General features: G+C 59.4%; 16 protein-coding genes and 6 pseudogenes. 8 read left to right on the top strand and 14 right to left on the bottom strand.

Annotated features, from left to right (window positions below; all coding sequences use genetic code 11):
- Nucleotides 1-87: 87 nt before the first annotated feature.
- Together JEY66_RS06260 and JEY66_RS06255 are read left to right on the top strand one after the other, a co-directional pair.
- A pseudogene (locus JEY66_RS06260) lies at nt 88-659 on the top strand (transposase family protein); the annotation flags it as partial.
- Between the two features lie 1626 nt (nt 660-2285).
- The gene (locus tag JEY66_RS06255) at nt 2286-2939 is read left to right on the top strand and encodes a PAS domain S-box protein (RefSeq protein ID WP_244620937.1); all 654 of its coding nucleotides are present in this window, start codon (nt 2286-2288) and stop codon (nt 2937-2939) included.
- 21 nt (nt 2940-2960) lie between these two features.
- On the opposite strand, the gene JEY66_RS06250 is transcribed toward JEY66_RS06255, so the two are convergent.
- From JEY66_RS06250 to JEY66_RS06240, 3 genes are read right to left on the bottom strand one after another with little or no spacing between them, the layout of a single operon-like run.
- Nucleotides 2961-4013 (bottom strand): DUF5700 domain-containing putative Zn-dependent protease, encoded by a 1053-nt coding sequence (locus tag JEY66_RS06250; RefSeq protein WP_125459342.1) that lies wholly within the window; start codon nt 4011-4013, stop codon nt 2961-2963.
- Nucleotides 4014-4019: 6 nt separating this feature from the next.
- Entirely contained in the window at nt 4020-5345 is a 1326-nt protein-coding gene (locus tag JEY66_RS06245; RefSeq protein WP_018268853.1) for a radical SAM/SPASM domain-containing protein, read from the bottom strand.
- A gap of 11 nt (nt 5346-5356) precedes the next feature.
- Nucleotides 5357-6850, bottom strand: coding sequence for a radical SAM/SPASM domain-containing protein (locus tag JEY66_RS06240; RefSeq protein ID WP_016841999.1), 1494 nt, complete (start codon nt 6848-6850; stop codon nt 5357-5359).
- Between the two features lie 565 nt (nt 6851-7415).
- Between JEY66_RS06240 and JEY66_RS06235 the strand changes: the two genes are divergently transcribed.
- Nucleotides 7416-7679, top strand: a complete 264-nt coding sequence (locus JEY66_RS06235; protein WP_016841998.1) for a hypothetical protein — start codon at nt 7416-7418, stop codon at nt 7677-7679.
- Between the two features lie 133 nt (nt 7680-7812).
- Entirely contained in the window at nt 7813-8250 is a 438-nt protein-coding gene (locus JEY66_RS06230) for a hypothetical protein (RefSeq protein ID WP_018268855.1), read from the top strand.
- Here the strand turns inward: JEY66_RS06230 and tnpC are convergent, their stop codons facing one another.
- From tnpC to tnpA, 3 genes are all read right to left on the bottom strand, one after another.
- Nucleotides 8251-9834 carry an IS66 family transposase gene (tnpC, locus tag JEY66_RS06225; protein ID WP_018268856.1) on the bottom strand — a complete coding sequence of 528 codons (1584 nt, stop codon included), beginning with the start codon at nt 9832-9834 and terminating at the stop codon, nt 8251-8253.
- Nucleotides 9835-9933: 99 nt separating this feature from the next.
- Nucleotides 9934-10284 (bottom strand): IS66 family insertion sequence element accessory protein TnpB, encoded by a 351-nt coding sequence (tnpB, locus tag JEY66_RS06220; RefSeq protein WP_026191835.1) that lies wholly within the window; start codon nt 10282-10284, stop codon nt 9934-9936.
- Nucleotides 10281-10724, bottom strand: coding sequence for an IS66-like element accessory protein TnpA (gene tnpA, locus JEY66_RS45370; RefSeq protein WP_018268858.1), 444 nt, complete (start codon nt 10722-10724; stop codon nt 10281-10283). The genes tnpB and tnpA overlap by 4 nt, the downstream gene beginning before the upstream one ends.
- A 968-nt stretch (nt 10725-11692) precedes the next feature.
- On the opposite strand from tnpA, the pseudogene JEY66_RS06205 reads away from it, so the two are divergent.
- A pseudogene (locus tag JEY66_RS06205) lies at nt 11693-12125 on the top strand (integrase core domain-containing protein); the annotation flags it as partial.
- A 280-nt stretch (nt 12126-12405) separates the two neighbouring features.
- Here the strand turns inward: JEY66_RS06205 and JEY66_RS06200 are convergent.
- The gene (locus JEY66_RS06200; protein WP_016841989.1) at nt 12406-12600 is read right to left on the bottom strand and encodes a hypothetical protein; all 195 of its coding nucleotides are present in this window, start codon (nt 12598-12600) and stop codon (nt 12406-12408) included.
- Nucleotides 12601-13715: 1115 nt separating this feature from the next.
- On the opposite strand from JEY66_RS06200, the gene JEY66_RS06195 reads away from it, so the two are divergent.
- On the top strand, nt 13716-13901 hold the full coding sequence (locus JEY66_RS06195; protein WP_016841987.1) for a hypothetical protein: 186 nt from the start codon (nt 13716-13718) through the stop codon (nt 13899-13901).
- A gap of 60 nt (nt 13902-13961) precedes the next feature.
- Here the strand turns inward: JEY66_RS06195 and JEY66_RS06190 are convergent.
- Nucleotides 13962-14204: pseudogene (locus JEY66_RS06190) on the bottom strand (IS3 family transposase); the annotation flags it as partial.
- Nucleotides 14205-15123: 919 nt separating this feature from the next.
- Nucleotides 15124-15270: pseudogene (locus JEY66_RS06185) on the bottom strand (IS5/IS1182 family transposase); the annotation flags it as partial.
- A 100-nt stretch (nt 15271-15370) separates the two neighbouring features.
- Between JEY66_RS06185 and JEY66_RS06180 the strand changes: the two are divergent.
- Nucleotides 15371-16487: pseudogene (locus JEY66_RS06180) on the top strand (IS110 family RNA-guided transposase).
- 222 nt (nt 16488-16709) lie between these two features.
- Here the strand turns inward: JEY66_RS06180 and JEY66_RS06175 are convergent.
- The 4 genes from JEY66_RS06175 to JEY66_RS06160 all read right to left on the bottom strand — a co-directional run bounded on the left by JEY66_RS06175 (nt 16710) and on the right by JEY66_RS06160 (nt 18802).
- The gene (locus JEY66_RS06175; protein ID WP_244436051.1) at nt 16710-16889 is read right to left on the bottom strand and encodes a hypothetical protein; all 180 of its coding nucleotides are present in this window, start codon (nt 16887-16889) and stop codon (nt 16710-16712) included.
- A gap of 252 nt (nt 16890-17141) precedes the next feature.
- Nucleotides 17142-17348, bottom strand: coding sequence for a 7-cyano-7-deazaguanine synthase (locus tag JEY66_RS45365; RefSeq protein WP_080583601.1), 207 nt, complete (start codon nt 17346-17348; stop codon nt 17142-17144).
- A gap of 28 nt (nt 17349-17376) precedes the next feature.
- Nucleotides 17377-17739 (bottom strand): 6-carboxytetrahydropterin synthase QueD, encoded by a 363-nt coding sequence (queD, locus tag JEY66_RS06165; RefSeq protein ID WP_026191838.1) that lies wholly within the window; start codon nt 17737-17739, stop codon nt 17377-17379.
- Nucleotides 17740-18535: 796 nt separating this feature from the next.
- Entirely contained in the window at nt 18536-18802 is a 267-nt protein-coding gene (locus JEY66_RS06160; protein WP_075969178.1) for a DUF3892 domain-containing protein, read from the bottom strand.
- Nucleotides 18803-19829: 1027 nt separating this feature from the next.
- Between JEY66_RS06160 and JEY66_RS06155 the strand changes: the two genes are divergently transcribed.
- A complete protein-coding gene (locus JEY66_RS06155) occupies nt 19830-20042 on the top strand; it encodes a hypothetical protein (protein WP_125459376.1) in 213 nt (70 codons plus the stop codon).
- A 488-nt stretch (nt 20043-20530) separates the two neighbouring features.
- Here JEY66_RS06155 and JEY66_RS06150 read toward each other — a convergent pair.
- A pseudogene (locus JEY66_RS06150) lies at nt 20531-21272 on the bottom strand (IS6 family transposase).
- Nucleotides 21273-21294: the final 22 nt, after the last annotated feature.

Genomic DNA, 21294 nt, shown 5'->3' with positions numbered 1-21294 from the left:
GTTGGAGGAGAATCAGCGCCATGCAGCAGGCACTCCACCGCTCCAGTTTGGTCACGCGTGGGTTTATTGTAGAGAGTGCTTACTACTGTGGTTCGGGCTTCCGGGGGCGTCGTCCTGTGCCCGTCGTGGAACGGTTTCGCGACGTGTCCATAGCCGCTATCGACGCCGCGTGACCGATCTGCCGCTGTCTGGGCGCCTCGTAGAGCTCCTGGTGATCGTCCGCCACTTCCGCTGCGACGCTGTCCTGTGCGGACGTCAGATCTTCACTGAGCGTTTCGCCGACGGGATAGCTCCATCGGCGCGACGCGCGGCAAGGCTGGACTCTATCGTCCATCACCTTGGTCTGGGGCTTGGCGGTCGACCGGCAGCGGGTTTCGCAAAACGGCTGATGCTACCAGTGAGCAAGGATCCGCTTCTGCGCGTTGTCCGACGCCGCAGCCGTTTGTCGGCCGATTCTCTCAAGGTCATCGGGATCGATGACTGGGCTTGGCGGCGCAATCACCGATACGCCAGCATTATCTGCAACCTGGAAAGGCGCCGGGTAGTCACCTTGCTGCCGGACCGTGAGCCCGAGCGCACAAGCCTGGCTGGCTGCTCATCCAATGATATCGGTCATCACCCGCGATCGTGGCGGCGGATATGGCAAAGCGGCAGCAAGGTGGCCCATGGCGGCACGTCAGTGGCTGGCTCAGGCGCGCGGCCTGCAACGCGCCAGCGACCGCAGCCAATCTTGCCAAGACGCTCGGCAAGACGGCGAAGGGCGGCAAGCCTCGTGCCACACACCGGCGATCCGTCGGCCCTATAAAACTAGAGTTCGCATGCCGTCCAAGCTGAACCCGCATATTGCACCGATCGGGGGTGGCTCGCTGCGCAGTCGCAGCTGACGTCACTCGCCATTGTCAGCCGACTGAGCGAGAAATACCCTGAGGAGTTCGGGACGAGACATTCGATCGTCCAGCGTCTGCTGAGGGCGCTTAGACTCAGGGCTGCCGAACACTGGTCGCTCAGGAGGCGTTTGGCGCCGCCACGACCGCTGCCCCATTGCCCGGGGTTGTGGACGGCTCGGGCTATGTAGGGCCCGATCCGCCCCAGCCCCTCTCGTCGAGCAAGCTGGGAGAGCCACGTGGCGCTGACGGTCAATCGACATTGGATCATCATAGGCAATGACGCCATCAGGGTAACATCCGCAGATGAGGCAATACGGGGGGTCCCATTCCAGTGCCGATTGACACTTATACTCGCATCCAGAACACGGCGAGGCCCCCGGGCGCCGGCGCAAAACGGCCCCAAGGCTCGACCTGGCCTTTTGCGATGCGAAGAGAGACCCTAAGATCGGAACGCACGCGCATCTCGACGCGAGACGCCATCTGTTTTGCAGGCTGCGCGATGAGGAGGACCTCCGCTTGACTCGGCTATCGCCGCCGTAACCTGAAACAGGGCGATAATGATAGTTGCATGTAGGAGACTGATCAGCTCGTGATTCTGGTAGGGCGTTTTTCAGCAACGCGCGTTGAGACTTGGAAAGAGCAGTTCGACGAACATAACTTCGAGGCGGCTGGAGCGATATTAGATCGCGAAAGCCATGTACCTTTGATTCTGAGCGCCTCGTCTTCATCGATGAGGGCGAGCTTCGGTTAGCATAGGCCCGCCGCGTGCCGCGGGTGACCGACCGTCGCGTGTCCAATGCATTTTCTGGGTCGCCGGCATGTGGATCGCGCTTCGGACGCTTGCCGCCCGCTCGCTGAACCAAATGGAACGGGACGTCTGAAGGGGTCTCTGCGATCGAGAGGAGATGATCCTCCCGAGCTGACATTAGACCACATTCGCCTTCATTCGATCTCCGTACGCTGTGGGTGCGCCGCCCGCGGCTAGCCCAGGGGCGGCCTGCCCTGCGCGGCGGCCTGCGCAACATCTGACGCTAGATACCCGCCACTTAGTGCGATAATGCCGATACATTGCGTCTTGCTGACGGGATCAAGCGGAATGGCTAGAGCGCAGCAACCTATGCGCCGTACCCTGGCACGTAGCCCAGGCCGAAGATGGGCCATGAAGAGGCATCACGATAGTCAACGCCCAAACTCATCGGGAGGCCAAAAGGCAATGCCGCCCCGATGCCATCGGGCCGAAGTCAAGCCCATGTGGCGGTTCAGAAGCCACAATAGGTGCGCGCCGACCGGCATTTCCCAACTTCTTGTCATCTTTGCATCTACGTTCCTTGATTGCAGAGCGAGTTACTTCGCACTATTGTTGTCCTGGTGTCTTTTCCTGGCCTCGGGTAAAGAGCGATGAGTTCTAATCGTGTTGCATTGCTTCTGAGCCGCACTGCCGATGCAGGGTTCGCCGTCAACCGCGAGGGTATGATCCGCGCCTGGAATCGCAGCGCTGAACAGTTGTTCGGCTACAGCGCCGCCCAAGCGATGAACATGCCATGCGTCGACCTGATTTCATTTCACACCGGCACCCACGCGGACACCTGCTGCAAGCAATGTGGTGTGATTGGCCAATGCCTAGCGGGCACGACCGTACCCAACTATGACGTCAGGGCGAAGACAGCGGCCGGAACACCCATTTGGATCAATGTCTCAATTCTCGCGTATCAGGACGAGGTCAACAACGAGCTGCTCGTGGTGCATTTCGCGCGCGACATCACGCGGCAGAAGGACGCGGAGAACTTAAACCAGCAGCTCATCGATCTGGTACGGCAGATTGTGCAACTACCTCAGGCCGAGCAACGGCGGCCGCCGATCGTTCCGCTCACCGACCAGGAACACCGGATCCTGCGCGACATTAGCGACGGCAAGCACCCGCGGACGGTCGCGCGCGAGCGACAGATTACGCTAGGCACGCTGCGCAACCATCTTCACCGTGTCAACCAGAAGCTCGGCACCTGCAATCGTCTGGAAGCGGTGATCGAGGCCAAGCGGCGCGGCGTTATTTGATCGCGTTGGGCGAACCTACGGTCAAGGCCTCGTTTCGCGACGTGACGGCACCAGCGCGCGCATCAACTCCATCGACCAGATCGGCCATTCTTCGGCGCTTTCGTCACGCCCGGCGATTACCGCAGCTGAATTGTAGCAGAGCAGCAAGAGCCGCGGATCGGACATGCAGTCGATCAGCAGGTCGCGGCCAAATCTTCGTTCGACCATCGCCGCCATGCGCCAGCCGACCGTGTACCATGGGCCTTGCCGGCCGAGGAATTCCATGGCTATGCGTTCGGATTGCGCCGGAGCGAGCCGTTCGTTGACCACATCGAGCAGGAAGCTCTCGATTGCCTTCAGCTCATGACCGAAATCGTTCATGGCGCGGTCCCACAATGCGCGTTCGGCCGCGCCGTCGAGATGACGCGGATGCACGTCAGATCCGCCGGCCGCCGCCAACATAGCGTAACCCTCGCGGAAGTCGCGCATGAACCCGACGGCGCGACGGACCGGCGGCCGCAGATCCTGCCGCTGGTTGCTTTCGCATTCGAACGGGTAGAGTCCGATGTGATGCAGCTCGTGCACGATCAAGGCTTCAACCTGCGGCATGCGCAGGGTGGGATCGAGATACAGGAAAACCATCGCGTCGTCGCTCGCCCCATGCACGAAACTGTTCGGCGCTGGCTTGATGACGGGGAATAGTCTTGCGCGAATGCGCGCGTGAGCCGGCAAATAGTCTAATGTGCTTACGCCGATCGCGGACAGCGGCAGTCGACACCAGGCCGCCAGCGTATGCTTCAATGCCACCCGTTGCCGCTGTGTATCCGAAGACAAGAGAAAGCTCTTGAAATCGGTGTCGGTGAACGGCCGATTGATCGAGACCTCACGTTCTTTCAACCGGATATAGGGTTCGGCCGCATACAAGTCTTGCCAATCATCGTTATCGACGGGCGTTGCTTGCGCAATCTTATCCAAGATGTTCAGCACCGCTGCGACCTGCGCGCTATCAAATTGCAAAGACACCCGGTCGTCGCGGGGAATATTGCAGTCTCGTTCGGCGTCGTGAACATGTGTCCGCTGAGCCTCGTTGCACATAGCGCGTCAGCCATGCAGGCGATAGAAGGCAAGAGTCTTTGCCAATCCTTGTTTGAGTGGACAAATCACAGAATGTTCCGGGGCATGCGAGCGCGGGCATGAGCCAAGGCACACCGGCAACAATTCACAATTGCGGCAGACACTCCCATAGGGGTCGAAATCCGAATAGGGCGCATTCGATATGCTCGTCTCCCGCATGGTGCGCGCGATGTCGTCGGGATAAATGCAGCTGAACACGGATTCGTCGGTACCAATTACCGGCACGCATTTGCCGATGCGTCCAGTGGGATCTATGGTGAAGTTGTTTCGTAACGGTGCAGAGCATGGAAATTTGCGCGGCCCGGGCTCGCCATAGACGCGGTAGCCCTGCTCGACCAGGAAGCGACGGAACTCCGCCTCCGTATCGGAGAATTCGACATCCGATAAGCAATCGTGCGGAATACAGTCGACAATACCATCGCGGTTGTTGAGAAAGCCGAGCCGGAAATCGATACGCGGGTCGACACACCCCTTCCGTTTGAACATCCTGACCACGTCGTAGCCGGCGGCGGGGTTCTCCCGATCGACGTTAATCCTGATCGTCACGCTGCCCGTCGCATCCACCAGCGCGTGCATGTGGTCGACCAAGACGTCGTGGTACGCCTGGGCTCGTTCACGGCTGACACCCTTCCGCCGTGCGTAGGTATCGACGTCACCGTCCAGCGGGATCTGGATCGCCTTGACCGCCAGCTTGGGCAAGTTTGCGATGATCTCAGGCGTGAGCAGAACGCCGTTTGTCAATATTTCCGCGTAATAGTTGACGCCGCGCTCAGCACAGACGCGCTGGAACGCCTCAGTCATCGCGACAATACGTTTGTAACGCAGCAACGGCTCGCCCCCGAACCACTGCACCACCAGCGTCTTGCAGCCCTCCAACTTACGCCGCGCGAACTCGATAATGCCGCGCTCGATGTCCGGCCGCATGGTCTTGCAGGGTGCAAAGTCCTGTTGGAAGCAGTAGCTGCAGTGCAAATTGCAGGCCATGGTCGGCGCAATTGTGAACCGCAAGGTCTCGGTGCTTGCCTTCGTTGCCTGGAAAACCGCCCGTTGCACCGCCAGTTCGTCATGGTCGGCCGGTACCACGAAGCCGAGCGCATAAAGGCAACGCAGTAGCGCCTCGTCCTTGCACGACCCGGATTGAGCCACTTCATCGAGCGCATCGTTGAAAACACGCGCCTGCGCCTCGCTCATCTCCAGCGAGTAGGCAATGATACTATTGAAAGCAAGGTGCCTGCCCTCGTGCCGCAACTTGACGTTGAAGGCGGACGGCTTAAGCCGGACGGCGGCGGTCATTCTGGCCTCCTTCAGCTCAAACGCAGTCCGGAGCGATAGTTACTCGGGCAGAGCGGCGGTGGATGGAACACAGTTCCGTACGAGAAATAGGCGTCGCGGTAACAACGGCCCTTTTCCCACATGCAGGTTTCGAATTCGGGACAGGATTCACATGCCGTGCCAGCGAACTGCATTTGCTCAGGATAGATGAAGCGCTTCAGGTGCGCGCCGTGCCAGATCTCTTCGATCGACTGATAGCTGGCATCGCCGACGAAGAACGGGTCCGCCATTTTCATCTGTTCGCACAAGAAGGCCTTCCCACTCGGCGAGATACCGAGCGCCGACCACCCGCCGCCGCAACCGATGCGACCGTCCCAAATGGCGCGCGCCGCATTCGCGTCGAGTTCGCTCTGGTCCGGCGGCGCCTGCGTGAGATTCTCGACGATATCGGCGTCATCGTAACGGCTGCGGATGCGATCAAACTGATCGCGCAGTGAAGCAATCGCAACCTCATCGACAAAGAGCTGGTCCGTGTGCCGGTGAAACGACCGCCCATAGCGGACGAAGTGGAAGACCCGCGCCCCGCGCTCGTAGAACCGGTGGACAATCTTCTCCGGCTGGTCGTGGTTGAGGCCGGTGATCACCGCCTTAATCTTAGGCATGATGCCGAAGGAAAGGAAGTTCTCGATCGTCTCTTGATTGCGGGCGACGTTCGATCTCTTGATGCACAGCACGCGTCGCGACACGTCGTCGTCGACGGCATCGATGCTTAACTGCACCTGACGCTGGATTACGCCGCGCACCTTCTTCGTGAAGCCGGCGTCGATCAGGCGTTTGATGTAGTCTTTACTGACATAGGCCTTGGTCGACAGCAGAAAGTGCATCTCGTTCTCGAGCAGGCATTCGAGGAGATCGATGCCGTCGCGGCGGGCGAAAGTGTCGCCATTGTCCGGTGACGCCAGCCAGATGCCCAGACTGCGCATCTCGCGAATGATCTGACGCCAGCGCGAAATCGGCATTTCCGTCATCTTGCAGCGATCCGCGTAGCAGTAAACGCAGTCGGTCAGACAGCGATGTGTGAAGACGGTATAGACATTGATCGGCGTATCGAGCCGCAGCGACGTCTTCGGATCGTTCTTACGAGCCGCAAAATGAGCTGGATCGATGATGAACTCGCGCGGATCGAAAGACTGCGCATCGGCAATCGGCTCATCAGAAATATCGAACAATCCATCCTTGCCGAGCCCGGTCTGCGAGGGCGACGTACGGACAAGCGTGTCGGCGGAGCGCAACACGTCAAGCAACGGCTTATCGGTTCTCGGGAGCAGGCTCTTAAATAGGACGCTAAGCTCGGAGATCGATCGTTGTCCGTCAAGCAAGGACAGCGCAAAGCCTTCGATTGGCGCCAAGTAATAGATTTGAGTGTTGATGTAATCGAGCGAATAAACGATCGGCCGGGCACCGTCGACCTTGAGAATGAATTCGCATCTGACGGCGGGATATTGTGAACCTGATGTATTGAGCATATGCGATCACCGGCGGCTTGGAATCAGTGGTTAGCTGGAAGGCGGACGCTTTGACCTACAGCCAACGATTCGATTCATGCCCGAAGCGTGGAGACCGTCGGCTTGCTACATTCGCGATGTCGAAGTTGACGGTGCGCAAGCCGACAGCCCCAGCCACTCGCACTACCAGCAGATAATGCACGGGCAGACCGTGCACTGCGAGCAGCCCTTCAAGGTCGGAGCGACCGGCCGACCAACCACTAGTTCCACGTCGAGATTTTTTGCCCTGATCAGCTCTTGCATTTCTTCAATCAGTTTTTCGCGTTCCGCCTCGGACGCTCTGCCCCTGTCAATTCTCGTTGCCATTGTGAGATCTCCATTGCCAAAGTTTCCACTTGGCAACGTTATCATCGGGGCCCTAAACGGGTAAACTGAACAAGCGTCATTCGCGAGTGATGAATGTAACGGAGGGGATGGAGTGCCACATGTGAAGCAAAAGCAACGCCATTCAATGCTGTGTGTTTGATCCGCAACAATTGCCCGGGCACGGAGATATTCCAGCTTCTTTTCGCAGAAACGTTATGGCGTGGAGACCGTGGTTCCGTCATTGCGCGCCGAAGCAGCTTGGCTATCGCTCTGGCACCCAGACATTCAGAACGAAGTCATTCGCCGCGAACCGCTCACCCTTATTTCTCAAGGCGATCCTAGCTCGCTCTCTATATCGATCTGCGAACAGCTTCTCTTACGATACGCATCCAAGCAGGCGGCGGCCGAGATTTCCGACGACCACGTGGACGCTCGCGAGCTGCGGATGTTTGCCGGCCAGCAGCTCGCCCCCGGCAGTTCGTGAGCGTCACGAGAGGATCACCGGTTCCCGGGCTTGACCTGCGCGGAATGCTCTGGATAGCGCGGTCGGGATGATTGACGCCGCCGGCGCACGATGATGGGTTGATCCCGGTTCGGAGTGGGCGACGGGGATCAGAATGACCAGCGAGTCGCAGCTGCGCGAGAAGCTTCGGAAGATCGAGGCGTTGTTCGTGGGTGCCGGAACTGCTGGCGAGCGCCTTGCAGCGGAAGCCGCACTGCAGCGGGTGCGGGCCCGGGTCGAGGAACTTGCTCGCCACGATCCACCGATCGAACAGCAATTCTCACTTCCCGACCAGTGGTCTCGGCACCTGTTTCTGGCACTTTGCCGCCGATATGGGCTGCGGCCGTTTCGTTATCGCCGGCAGCGACGCAACACGGTGATGGTCCGTGCGTCACGGGGCTTCGTTGATCGAGTCCTGCTGCCGGAGTTCACAGAGCTTGAGGGTGCGCTACAAGTGTATCTGCACGAGGTGACGCTGCGCGTGATCCGCGAAGAGATTTACGACGACGCCAGCGATGCGCAGGAAGTTCCCGACGCCTTGCCGTCGAACTGATCAAGCGGCGAGCTTTGCCTCGGAACCGTCGCGCGCGGCTTTCCAATGCCACGGCAACAGCGTGTTCAGCTGATTGATCTTGGTGCGTCCGGAGACGATGCGCTCGAGAACGTCAGTAAGATAGTGCCGCGGGTCGATGTCGTGAAGTTTTGCCGTGTTGATGAGCGACGCGAGAATGGCCCACGTCTCGGCCCCGCCTTCACTACCGGCGAACAGATAGTTTTTCTTTCCCAACCCGATCGGCTTGATGCTGCGCTCGACCGTATTGCTGTCAATCTCGATGCGCCCATCATCGATGAATCGCGTCAGGCCTTCCCAATGGTTGAGGGTGTAGCGGATTGCCTTGCCAAGGCCGGATTTCTTCGAGACTTCCAGCAGTCGCGCTTCGAGCCAGGGCTTGAAGTCCTCGATCAGCGGTCTGGTGTCGGATTGTCGCACCGCAGCTCGCTGCGTCGCCGGCAAACCGCGAATGCGATCCTCAACGGCGTAGAACATCGCGATCCGCTGCAGCGCTTCCGCGGCAATCGGCGACTTCGTCGCGACGTGAACGTCCCAGAACTTCCGCCGCGCATGCGCGAAGCAGAACGCCAGCTGCATCAGACGGCTGCCGCTCTTGATCAAGCCCTTGTAGGCGGCATAGCCATCAACCTGCAGGATGCCGCGATAGTCCCCGAACAGCCGCTTGGCGCGGATCGCCTTGCGATCCTCGGCGAACACGTAGACCACCGCCGGCGGCGCCGGGCCGCCCCATGGGCGGTCATCGGTGGCGATCGCCCAGAACTGGCAGATTTTGGTTCTGCCACGGCCGGGATCGAGAACTGGCAGCGGCGTCTCGTCGGCAAACAGCCGCGGATAGGACATCACCGCGTGGTGCAACAGCGCGTGAAGCGGCTTCAGCCACCAGGCGACGCGGCCCATCCACGAGGCCAGTGTTTGCCGGTCGAGCGTGATGCCTTGGGCGGCAAACATCTGTTCCTGGCGATACAGCGGCAGCTGGTAGCCGTATTTCATCACCGCGACGTGGGCCAGCAAGGCTTCCGTCACCATTCCACCGTCGATCGCCTGGGCCGACGCGGGTGCCTGTACCACACCCTGGCGGCAGCGCCGGCAGCCGTACCGCGGACGCACGATGCGCTTGATCCGGTACTGCATCGGAATGACGTCGAAGGCTTCCTTGACGGTCTCCCCGATCTTGTGCAGCTGCTCGCCGCAGCAGGGGCAGCTGTGGCTCTCGATATCGATCACGACATCGATGCGCGGCAAATGCTCCGGAAGCTTCCCGCGGTTGCGTCGCGCCGGTCGCTTTCCACGGCCCTCCGCTCCGTCAGGCAGCCTGCCTCCGGCCACATCGTCGTTGGCAGCGGCACGAGCCGCCTGTGCGCTGATGGTGAAGAGAGACAGCTGTCCGATATCCAGTGTCTCGGAGCGCGGACCGAAGATCATGCGCTTGTACTGGGACAGGATCATCAGGAGCTTGTCGTTCTCCTGGATCGCAGCGTCGCGGTGAGCGATCGCTGCATCACGCTCGGTCGCCAGTGTGCTGCATTCCTCCGACAACGCCGCAAGCCGTGACGATAGCGCCATCACGGTTTGTCGGAGCAATGCTGGATCGGAAGGCAAATCACTCATGCAGAGTAATTCTACAACAACTCCGCATGAGTGACGAACGCCTCTTGATAATGATCAACCAGCTCGTACCGGCTGATCCACAGGTCGCATCGGCACACGCTTCCAGTCCGAGCCATCGAGCAGCACCGAGAGCTGAGCATGAGATAGCGACATGACGCCTTCCTTGATCGGCGGCCAGGTGAACTGCCCCTCGATTCTTTTGTAGTAAAGGACAAGGCCGCTTCCATCCCAGGTCAGGATCTTCACGCGATCTCGGCGCTTGGAGCGGAAGACATAAAGTCCGCCGTCGAACGGATCGGCTCCAAAGGCCTCGCTCACCAGCATCGCCAGCGAGTCCATGCCGCGGCGGAAATCGACCGGCTGCGTCGCAATCCAGATCGACAACCCAGCTCGAAGCCCGATCATCGACCAACCGTCCCGACCGCCGCCAGCACCTCGCACAGTGCCTGCCGGTCGACTGTCCCCCTAACACGGATGCGAACCGCGCCGACCTCGATCTCGATCGTCGCCTGCTCCTCACTCGGGCCGCTACGGCCGGTGATCGCGACCGGCACAAAGCCAACTGGCATGCCTCTGTCCCCGTGCTCCGCGACCTGCGACCGCGTGGCCTGGCGACGCCACAGGAACAACAAGCTTGGACTGATGTCGTGTCGCCGAGCCACCGCGGACACGCTTGCACCCGGCGCAAAACTCTCCGCGACAATCGTCGCCTTTGCATCGGTCGACCAGCGCCGACGCCGGCCCGTCCCGGTGATGATCTCGACACGCTGCAGCGTGTCAGCGCCGTGTTCGAGGATAGGTATATGCCTATCCTTATCGCTATCCTTACGACTATCCTTGGACATTGTGACCTCGCGACAAACCATTCCGCGAGATCTTCCTAGCCGACCAGATCAACCCTCAGTGCGTGGTCTCTGCATGACGCTCACGGCAGTTCGAAAGCCGAAGGCAATCCTGCGCCGCGTCAGAGGAGATGTGCGACCGCATCAATCGGGTCAAAAAGCCGCACTCTCACGAATAGGAGGGGTTAGACTTGCTGGATTACGGAGGCCTCATAGGCGAACTCGCTATCTAGCGAGCCGCCCACGCCCGCCTGCGCTTCGTTTGCCACTCGGCGAGAAGTCGGTCGACGCGTTGCCGGGTGGTTTCGTTGAGCGAAACGACCACAACCAATGCTGCACGCCGTTTGCGACTGATAGCGGTCATTGAACGCGCACCACCTTCGAAGATAGCTATTCCCTTTTTCCGGTAGGACGCAGAAAAACCTGATCCTCATAACCTCGCGGCTCAATGATGGCCGTGTAAGTCACGCCCTTAAGAGTGAGGTTTGTCTACGGTTGAGACGCGGTTGGCAGCACGCGGTGCAAGCACATTTCCTCCTTAAGGTCATCCGGCGCCCACTGCGCACCGTGCTGCCAGTCCAGAGGAAGATATACGGATATATTCGGCACTGACCCGTCTCGTTGGGATCATCAGCCAGGCCCGTCGACGCATCGGCTTGAACATCCAACAGCCGCCGGGAGGTCTTCGGGAACCGCGTCCAACCTCGGCGACGGGGCAGCCTGGCCCCGGGCTGCTAAAAAGAACAGCCGATGGTTCTCGACGCCAGCCTTCGCGCCGTCCTCCTCGGTCATCTGGTTCAGCGCGCACCACGCGCGCCGCGTCGGTGAGCGCCTTGGCTCCCCGGCTCGTCACCTCGGTGCCTGCTGGGGCCTTGCGTGTGTGATGCACTAGATGTGTGGCACAGCTGGCCTGCTCGGCGATCCGAGCGCCCAGCATGGCACGCGATCCATCGCGAGGCATACCAGCGCGCGCCACCCTCGACCAAGCACTCGCTGTATCCGGTCTTGACCACATGGCCGTCGCGCACCGGCCAAGGCTTCTCAGCGACAATGGTTCGAGTTACGGTGGCGGACGATCTGGCCACGTGGCTCGATCACAATGGCATGCTGCATGTGCGCGGCGCTCCGTACCCATCCCCAGACCCAGGGAAAGATCGACGCTGGCATCAGACGCTGAAGAACCGCATACCGCTCGACAATTACTGCCTGCCCAATGATCTCGAACGCCGGGTACGGGCCTTCGTCGAATACTACAATCACGTCCGTTATCATGAGAGCATCGACAACCTCACACCAGCCGATGTCTGCTTCGGCAGGGCCGAGGCGATCCTCGCAGAACGAAAATGCATCAAGCGCGACACCATCGCAAACCGCCGCTTGCAGCATCAACTGCAGGCTGCTTAAACTCTAACCCGGATGAGCTAGAGCCTCTCTTCTCAGAACGCCTGATCAGTCTTAAATCATCTGACGACGGACAGGTGAAGTCCTGAAGCGCGTCTGCGGCAACGCGCATATGATCGTGGAGTCCGGTTTCGCCTGTCATCACGATCTCCTTTTCATTTGGAATGTGCTCGAAGAGGTATATTCAAGCTGGCGCTGTCTTTGGGACCACCTCTAGGCCGGAAGCGGGTGGCGGGTGATATGAATTGCAGTTCGAGGCCACGGAGACGACCCGCCGAGCTATTCAACCGCCGGTGTGACTAGATCTCCGAGTGCCATCTCGTGGCGCCATCTCGTGGTCGTTAATGAACGCTTGATATTGCGCGAGGTCGGCGGCCTTCAGGCGTTGCAACGCACGCTCGGCGTCGTGACGCGAGTCAATGCTGTGACGTTGCTTGACCTCTTCCGCGCCTTTTATCATCTCTTCGAGACGATTCATTGCGTGTCCGGCGCTCGCGCGACTTTCCCTTCAATTCTTTAAAGGCAGCGAAAAGGGCCTTGAGCTGTTGGCCTGGGCTGTATTTCTCTAAGATCTTCTTTTCGATCTCCGAGACTTTGACGACGTTCGTTTCAACTTCCTGATTCACACCTCCGCTTAGTGGCACAAAGAATGAAACGAATACCACGAGAACCAATTCGGGTTTGACATCGACATCCTCTCGATCACCGTGACGATGGCGTTCGTTCTCATTGGCGGGCGCATTGCGCGGAGTCCGCTGATGGCCGCAGCGGTCTGATGCCTCGACTGAGCAAGCAGCGCGCGTGAGAGACCTTCGTGGAAGAACATGTGGTTTACAGTGGAAAAGGAAGGAAAACATGTGCTTTACGACCGAAGCTCGCTCTCCAAAACGTCGGACTCGAAACACGAAAGCATCAAACACGGCAGCGTGCGGCGGGAGTGAAGTGCGAATGGCTCGCGCGGTGCGAAAAACACTCATCGCTTTGGTTCTTTTGAAGTCTATGCCTGTCTGGCACACTGGTTTCTGAGGGATGTATGGCTTGGCCGTCTATTCTTCACGTCTCCTCAGACAGCCGAGCTTGCCGTAAAAACTTCGCGCGGGTGGTTCTCTGCAGTCGGCCTCCCGTGCGCTTTTGTGGTATCCGACCGTCGCACATCGTGGAGATCGTGCCATGGCCGCGAAGAGGCTTTGAAGAACACGATAGAGGCGCTCACACAATGGTCTCAAGAGAAGGTCGCAACGAGCGTCGTGCTCACCGCGACCGCGAAGCTCGAAGTGATGAGGCCACCACCTAGGCGGCGTCCGAAACAGAAGCTCACTCCATGATCCTAGTTAGTTGAAGGGATCTTCCGTCATACTCCTCTTACCGCTCGTCGTACTGCGGTCCCGGTTGAGCCGTCAAACCCGGCAAACGCATCGTACTAATCACGACAACATCAATCGGTCCAAATTGCGTACGACAAGCAGGGCGCAGTCCGCTCAGGAGAAGCCATGCGCGAGATCCCGCCTAATCCCCAGTCGCCGACACGACACCGGCGGATGATTTGCTCACGCCGTATGACCACGACACGAACATGCGATCACGTATTTGCGCATGCTGGACACGGGCGCCGAAGGCTCTGACTGGCGCGAAGTGGCCGATATCGTGCTGCGCATCGAGCCGGGGCGCGACCTTGATCGCGCCAGGAAAGTGTACGAGACGCACCTTACAAGGGCGAAATGGCTGAGCAATCACGGATATGAACTGCTGCTGAAGTACGGCTGGCCCGCGTCAAACTGAGCAACACAGTCGATATCCCATGTGGGCCGGCTGAAGAGATTTGGTGAACGGAAATTCGGGACGAAGCTTCTTGAGCTTCTTGAGCTGGTCCTTCACCTCGCCGGAGGTCGCAGCTCGCGCCGTGTCGCCGGCCAGGCGGCGCTTGCCGGCCTCCAGGAACTCCTTGGACCGGTCGTAATGCATCGAGGCGACAATGCCTTCTCGGCAGTAGAGCTTGGAGATGTTCTCCTCGCCGCGCAATCCTTCCAGCAGCGTACGGGTCTTCTCTTCCGCTGAATAATGCCGGCGGGCCTGTCGCCTGATGTCTTTTAGACCTTGTTCTGCCGGTGCTTTGCCCGGCCCGGATTCTGTTTCATCTTTGCTCCTGGTGGCTACGACGAACCAGAACTCCGCCTTCCGCAAATCCCCCCACTGTTTGTCTCACAGGCCCTGACGGCGAACACGCCAACATCAGACCGGGAAGCTACTGTCTAAAATGGCAAGGGACCTCGCAAGACAGCGTACAGCGCGACCGGCACGCTAACCAGATTCAAAAGCCAGATCAGGTAGGTTCGTTCCTGGATGCCGCGGGTTAGAGTTGCTTCTTGCGTTTGTAGGCTCAAACGGAGGACAGTGTGAATGAAGGACTATCCCGATCCCGCCATGGCAAAGAACTACGTAGAATTGCTCGCGCTGTTGAAGGAATAGCAGAAGATTGCCGAGCGTGGCACATCCTGCATGCAAATCGATTAGATCGCCTGATCAAGATTCTTGTCTACCGACAGGGCCTCAAAACGACAAACGGATTCAACGGCTGAGAGTCGTCAGCATAACGTCGTAAGCTGAGCCGGGACACCAAGTTGGCCAATGCGCGATAAGGCTCAAACCAGACATGAAAACTCCCCGCTTGCGTGCCGACTATGGGTGTCCGAAGGTATTTCCATTTCCAACGACAACCGGATGGGTTCTTCCAAGCGCTTCTTTTCGTCCAAGGCCAAGTTTCAAGTTCAGCAATTTGGATCGAGAATGATCGGGGAATTTGGCCTCCTGAGTATGCTTTCGGGATCCGCCCTAGCCTTGTACGCACGTCGGCATCAATCAAAGATCATGGAGGCATGCGCTGGCGCGCTGCTGATTCTTGGCCTCGCCTGCTTTGGCGCGTCACTGCCGAAGTAAGCACCAATCAAGGCGTCTGCTCGCGCGGCGAGCAAAACGCTTCCTACGTCGCATACAACTCGCGGCCGTGGCCGCAGTAACCCTTGTCGACATAAGGCCGCTCGATCGCACAGCCGGTCAGTGTCTCGGTGCGGTCAATAACGTCCCGCAAGGTGTGACCGTCGTACGGATTGTCGGGCAACGACCTGGCGTACAGCACGAACAGACCGTAAGGCCGTATGTCCGCCTCTTCCAGTGAGGTGGCTCGCCCCACACTGCGCGTCCGAGGGTTACTCGGGCGTACCGAGCCGACCTTCATCACGGGAGGACGAGCCGTGGCAGATTATGGGGAAGCATTTGTCGGAATCGACGTCGCGAAGCTGAAAAACGCCATCGCGATCGCGGAAACAGGCCGGGAAGGAGAGGTTCGCTTCATCGGTGAGGTCGACGCGTCGGCGACGGCCATGCGCCGGGTCGTTGAACGGATCGCCAGCCGGTTTGGTGGTGTGCATTTCTGTTACGAGGCCGGTCCGACTGGCTATAGCCTTTATCGTATAGCGCGACAATCGGGATGGGAAGTCTCACCCTGATCGCCGCCGCGCACTTTATCGCCTGATCCGGTCGCTCGGCCATGAATGCACCGTGGTTGCGCCGTCGCTGATCCCGAGGAAGCCAGGTGATCGCGTGAAGACGAACCGCCGGGACGCTGTTTCTCTTGCCCGGCTGCTGCACGCCGGCGAGCTGACGGCGGTGTGGGTTCCCGATGAAAGCCACGAAGCGATGCGCGATCTCGTCCGCGCCCGGGCGGCGGCGGTTGAGGCGCTGCGGGTCCACCGCCAACAGGTGAGCGCCTTCATGCTCAAGCACGGCCGCACCTATCCCCGCAAGAAGGGATGGACGATGCGCTATCTGCGTTGGCTTCAGGAACAGCAGTTCGATCATCCCGCGCATCAGATCGCGCTCCAAGAAATGGTCGAAGCGGTTTGCCTCGCCAGGGAGCGGGTCGAACGTCTGGAGCGCACGATCGAAGAGTACGTCTCTGCCTGGTCCTTGGAGCCGCTCGTGCGGGCGCTTCAAACACTGCGAGGTATCGATCTAATCGTCGCGGTGACATTTGCCACTGAGGTTGGTGACGTGAGCCGTTTTGAGACCTCACGTCAGCTCATGGGCTATCTCGGCCTGGTGTCGGGCGAGCGATCGACCGGGGAGACGGTCAGGCGTGGCGGCATCACCAAGGCCGGCAATGGCCGCGTTCGCCACATGTTGGTCGAGAGCGCCTGGACGTATCGGCCCCCGCCGAAGATCGGAAAAACAAAGCTATACCGGCTCGAGCAGCCATCGCCAGCGGTGCGAGAGATCGCATGGAAGGCGCAGACCCGCCTGACCGCTCGGGACATCTGCCGCCGAAGATCGTCGAGCCGCACGCGATCGCCGCGCGCGTTGACGACATGAAGGATCGCATCGCCCTCATGGACCACGCTGAGTTGCGTCGAACCCTGCGGCGGCTTCGCGCTCACGGGGCCGTGGATCGGCGAGCGCAAGGTCACGATCCTGGCATTGACCACGGCCTCGACGCCCGAGGTCTGCAGCACGGCCTTCAGCGGCAACCATCCGAAGACGGCCACGATCGCAAAGGCCAATGCCGACCTTGAGCAGGCGGCGAACCCACCGGCCCTAGCCTGCAGGTGCTTCGGGATGGGGAGCGCTATCGCTGACGGGCGCGCTCACCGGCTCGTCGTGCGCCGGCTGCAACCGGTCTTGCAGATCGCGCTGCAATCCGCGTGCACCCGATTCCTCGTCCTTGCTGACGGACGTATGATCTTCGGGAACGGGCTTCCGCTGTTTCTGATTCATGATCACCGGCCCCTGAACTGTCAGTGCGCGCGGGGTGCAGAAACCGTAACCCTTCGGCGGGCGTCGAACCGCAGGAGACCATCGACAGCTGTTTCTCGAACCAAGGCTTTCCGCAAGGGTATCGATGGTCTTGTTGCGCTTGTGCGCGATGCCGGTTCGGATCCGTTCTTGTGTGTCGGACGAGATTGTGTGGCAGAGGCACCCTAACACCAGCCAGGGCCGGCCACCCAGAGATTCTCCGCCACATAGTAATCAGATGCTGGCCGGCAGCTGCAGGATGGTGTCGTTCGGCAGAAGCGCGCGCTGCGGTCGCCTGAGACGCCCGCCTTCTCGAGTCCCCAGCCCATCATGGAGCACGCCGTGACGAACCGCGCGGCTGTCGTAGCGCGTCAACGCCCAGGCAAGGCAGGTCGTAGAATCATGGCCTCCAGAGAAAAGCACGAGTGCAGATCTTGTCATCCCCAGTGTCCCAAAATGGCTCCGAGCCTCACGGTTCGTCTCCATCATATTCGGCCCAGCATCCGGCGGTCTCGAAGACCTTGACCGCGGAGAGTTGCTGCAATCGGGGTCTTATCTTGTCCCAGATCCAGATCGCGATGTTCTCCACGGTCGGATTCTCGAGCCCGTGGATATCGTTGAGGCAATGGTGATCGAGTTGTCGCAACAAAGGCCCTAAAACCTGCTCGAGCTCGAAGAAGTCTATCACGAAGCCCGTCCGCGGATCGACCCGACCGCTCAAGACGAGTTCGATCCGGTAGGAGTGACCGTGCATCCTGTGGCAGCGATGCGTCTCGGGCACGTTCGGCAGCCGGTGCGCGGCTTCAAACTTGAATGCTTGAGATATTCTCATTTGATTCCGAGGTGTTTGTGAGTTTGGACGCTGAGACACCATTTGGGATGAGACCGACAATATTCGATGGCATCGCGTGTATTGGCGACGACATCGGGACCATCCATCGGCTGGAGCAGGAAGTTCGCGAAGTCAAGGTCTTCGAGACGCTCGGGTAGCGCCTCGGGCTCGTTCGGAAACTCGCTCACCTCGTTTAAGCCGTATCAGCAGGTCCTTCCGCCGTTCTTTTGCAACCTTCTGCCCGAAGGCCCTGCATGTCGAACCTCTCTGTTGGCAATGGCCTTGAAGAGCGCAATCGCGATCCGACCGCGTTCCGTGATTTCGAAGCGAAGGGGCTTGCGGCCGCACTACGCCACGGAGCCGGCGATCAGGGCACCGGATCAGTGACGAGCCGAGCTCGGCCCATGTCCGCGAATTGCCGTTGGGGTAAAGGCCGGAGTCGCGGCCGATCTCGAGCGCCGTCACCTCGCGGTCGGCGGCCAGGACCGCGGCCTGCCGCGGCTTCAGCGTCTGTCTCGGCCGCCTCACAGCCCCAACTCCTCCGGCGACCGGCCGCCCCCCGGACCCGGACCCAGTCCCGGCGTTCCGCCGCGACCGGCTGGACGAACGGGTGGCTGGCGCGCGCCTCAAGCGGAGGCGATCCTCGCCGAGCGAGAACGCATCAAGCGCGACACCATCGCAAACGGCCGCTTGCAGCATCAACTGCAGCCTGCTTAAACCCTAACACTGATGAGCCAGAGCCTCCCTTCTCGAAAAGCCTGATCAGTCTCAAATCATCTGACGACGGACAAGCCGGTCACGAGCAATCCGGAAGGCTCAGAAGATTGTCGGGAAGAAAATGATCATTCTCGGTCTTTAGGTACTCGCGGCCATCGTGTTTTTTGACGATCACCTTGACTGTCTTACCCTGCTCAGTGACATCATAAGCGCTTTTGTCGCGTTTGACGTTTGCAATGGCTGTTTCTTCCGAATCTCGCCATGCTGAACCACCGACTGCTTGAATACGCCGATGGCGGTCTTGATGGTTAGGCAGCTTGGTAATGCAGGTGATACGGCGAGTCATGGCTCACTCCTTATTTCGTGGCGCCAAGGCTTTGACCGTTAGCAGAACGGACTCACTATCCGATTGCTTGGAAGCCTTCAGAGCCCCGCCTCACGGGTTGAAAATTTGAATAACGTCGTCAGTACGGGCGGGTTGCATTCACCCGGGTTTCCTCTGCTCGCTGTCTGTATCTGCATCGTTGGTTATGCCAGCGCGGATACACCAACTGGCCAGCCTTACCGCACGACGTGCGTCATTATTATCCAGACCAGCAGGACGGCGCTTAAGACCGCAATGCCAATACCGATGCGAGCCGCGGTTGAATAAGAACGGAAGCGTGGTTGTTTGAACATGCGACTTCTTCTCTTGTCCCTTGACGCGAGCGCGTACCGCTGATGTGCCCCAACTCCGTGGCGCGAGTTCTTTCTTTAGGCATGCGAGCTTGGCGAACCGGTTCCACCGCGCTTTGGCTTTCTCGCGATTTCTCTCGCAGCTCGCCCGGCTTCCCGCAGTTCGGCGCGGCGCTTCGCCTGCAAGCTCGCGAACTCTTACGCGACAAGGTCTCGTCTGAGAATGCTGACCCGTTTGTTCAGCGCTCGGCGCAACGCATTGCCCTCACACGTCGTCATCCTGCCAGCAGACCGCTCGGCCACACAATCCATCATGACCCGTTGAATCTGGACTAGTGTCATACTTTCGATCTGGGCAATGCGTTTCTTAACTTTGGCGCGCAAGTTGGCAGTCTTTTTAGACATCGTCAGATCCTGATGCTCCACCGAGTCCAGCCCGAAAGGCTAACGACGTTTGACGGTACAGCATCAACATTGGATCGGCTCCTACCTACTCTGGGGGGCGGCCGGATCAAGTCAACGGGACAGCCAAGGGCTCTATCGCGCCGAGCAGGACGACGCGACGGCTCACGCCATTCAAGGCTACCGACCTCCAAGAGATGAATCGGCGCATCAGGTAACGGTGCCGGCAGTAGCGGATCATCTTCCGATCCGCGGTCACGATTGAACAGGCCCGCCGCAAGGATTTCGAGGAAGCATTGAAGATCCTCGAAGGCGGCTTTGTGTCAATTAGCAGTGGGCGCGTAAGCTTCATTAATCCGTCGATCCGCGACTATCTGACAAACTATCTCGATGATACGGCTCTGCGAGCCTTGTTCGCGGAAGCTGCCCAGAAGGCCGACTGGACAAAGGCGGTCTGGAATCAGGACAACGGATCGCAGCGAAATCAATCGAGCAGAAGAAGACTTTAGGAATCGCATTTTGGCCGATCGCGCAGCGATTCCTGCAACTTCCCGTCATGAAGCGCGATCCGACTGAACCCAATCGCTCCCGGTTCTACGATTCTTCCTTGTCCAATCGGCTTTCGCTCTTAATGGAATGGTATGTCGTGACCGACGATGCCGCATTTTCCGATGCTGCGGTATTGCTGGTGGAGCGACGGCGCGAACCTAGTGAGGTTGGTTCGGGACTTGCCCCCCTGCGGGAAGGTTAATAGGCATTCGCACCGATCAAGGTACTGCACAGCGACGATGGCTGGCTGTATGGATATAACATCTACTTTGATGAAGGGCCTGATCTCGAAATCCTTAAACGGATCGATGGACTGATAGATGGCCGCTGGATTCGGATTGGCGCCTAACGGCTCCGAAACTGAAGCGCCGCCAAATTCGAGATTGGCGCGCTGTCATCCGACTCAAGAGAGTCAAGCGAACTGAATACTCATAGCGGCATCGTCAACTTAATCGACCACCGAGCCGAAGGAGGCGATTCCCAAAGGTCGAGAGTCGGCGGTAGCGCTTGTCATGGAGGTCTCGCGACAAGTCGCAAAGGCTCGCTTACGCGAGGCACGACGGAAGTCGGCGGCGAGGCTCCGGGATAGGGGATGTGGAGAAGGTTCGCAACCTGATCATGAACTGACAGAAACCGTTCAGCCTGATGGGACGATTTGAAACGCGTCATGATCCGCTCGCGCCGCCTCGTCGGCTGATGAAAATGTTGAGAGCTTTGTACTGGCGATGTTCGAAGCCAATCTTCGCCTTCGCAGCACCGTACGAACGGCATTTGTCCGTGATCATCACGCGCGGCGGCATGCCGGCGGATTTCAAGAGCTTCTTCATGAACCGCTGTGCAGTGCGCGAATCTCTTCGGCGCTGGATCAAGACGTCGAGAACGAAGCCATTCTGGTCGACAGCGCGCCAGAGCCAATGTTATTCGCCCGCGATCGAGATAACGACTTCGTCCAGATACCATTTGTCACCGCGAGCGGGAGCGCGCTGGCCGATCCGATCGGAGAACGGCTTGCCGAATTCCGTCCCCACTGGCGCACGGCTTCATAAGGTCACGCCAACGCCGTGCGCCGCCAGCATTTCCTCGACCATGCGCAAGCTTAAGGGAAACCGGAAATACTACCAAACGGCATAGCTGATCACTTCCGACGGGAAGCGATGGCGGTGATAAGGAGGATCCTTGGCAGTCCGCACGTCGCTCGTATACCCCCTGCGC

The sequence above is a fragment of the Bradyrhizobium elkanii USDA 76 genome, assembly GCF_023278185.1.
GTDB lineage: Bacteria > Pseudomonadota > Alphaproteobacteria > Rhizobiales > Xanthobacteraceae > Bradyrhizobium > Bradyrhizobium elkanii.
This window is presented reverse-complemented; position numbering and strand designations above follow the sequence as displayed.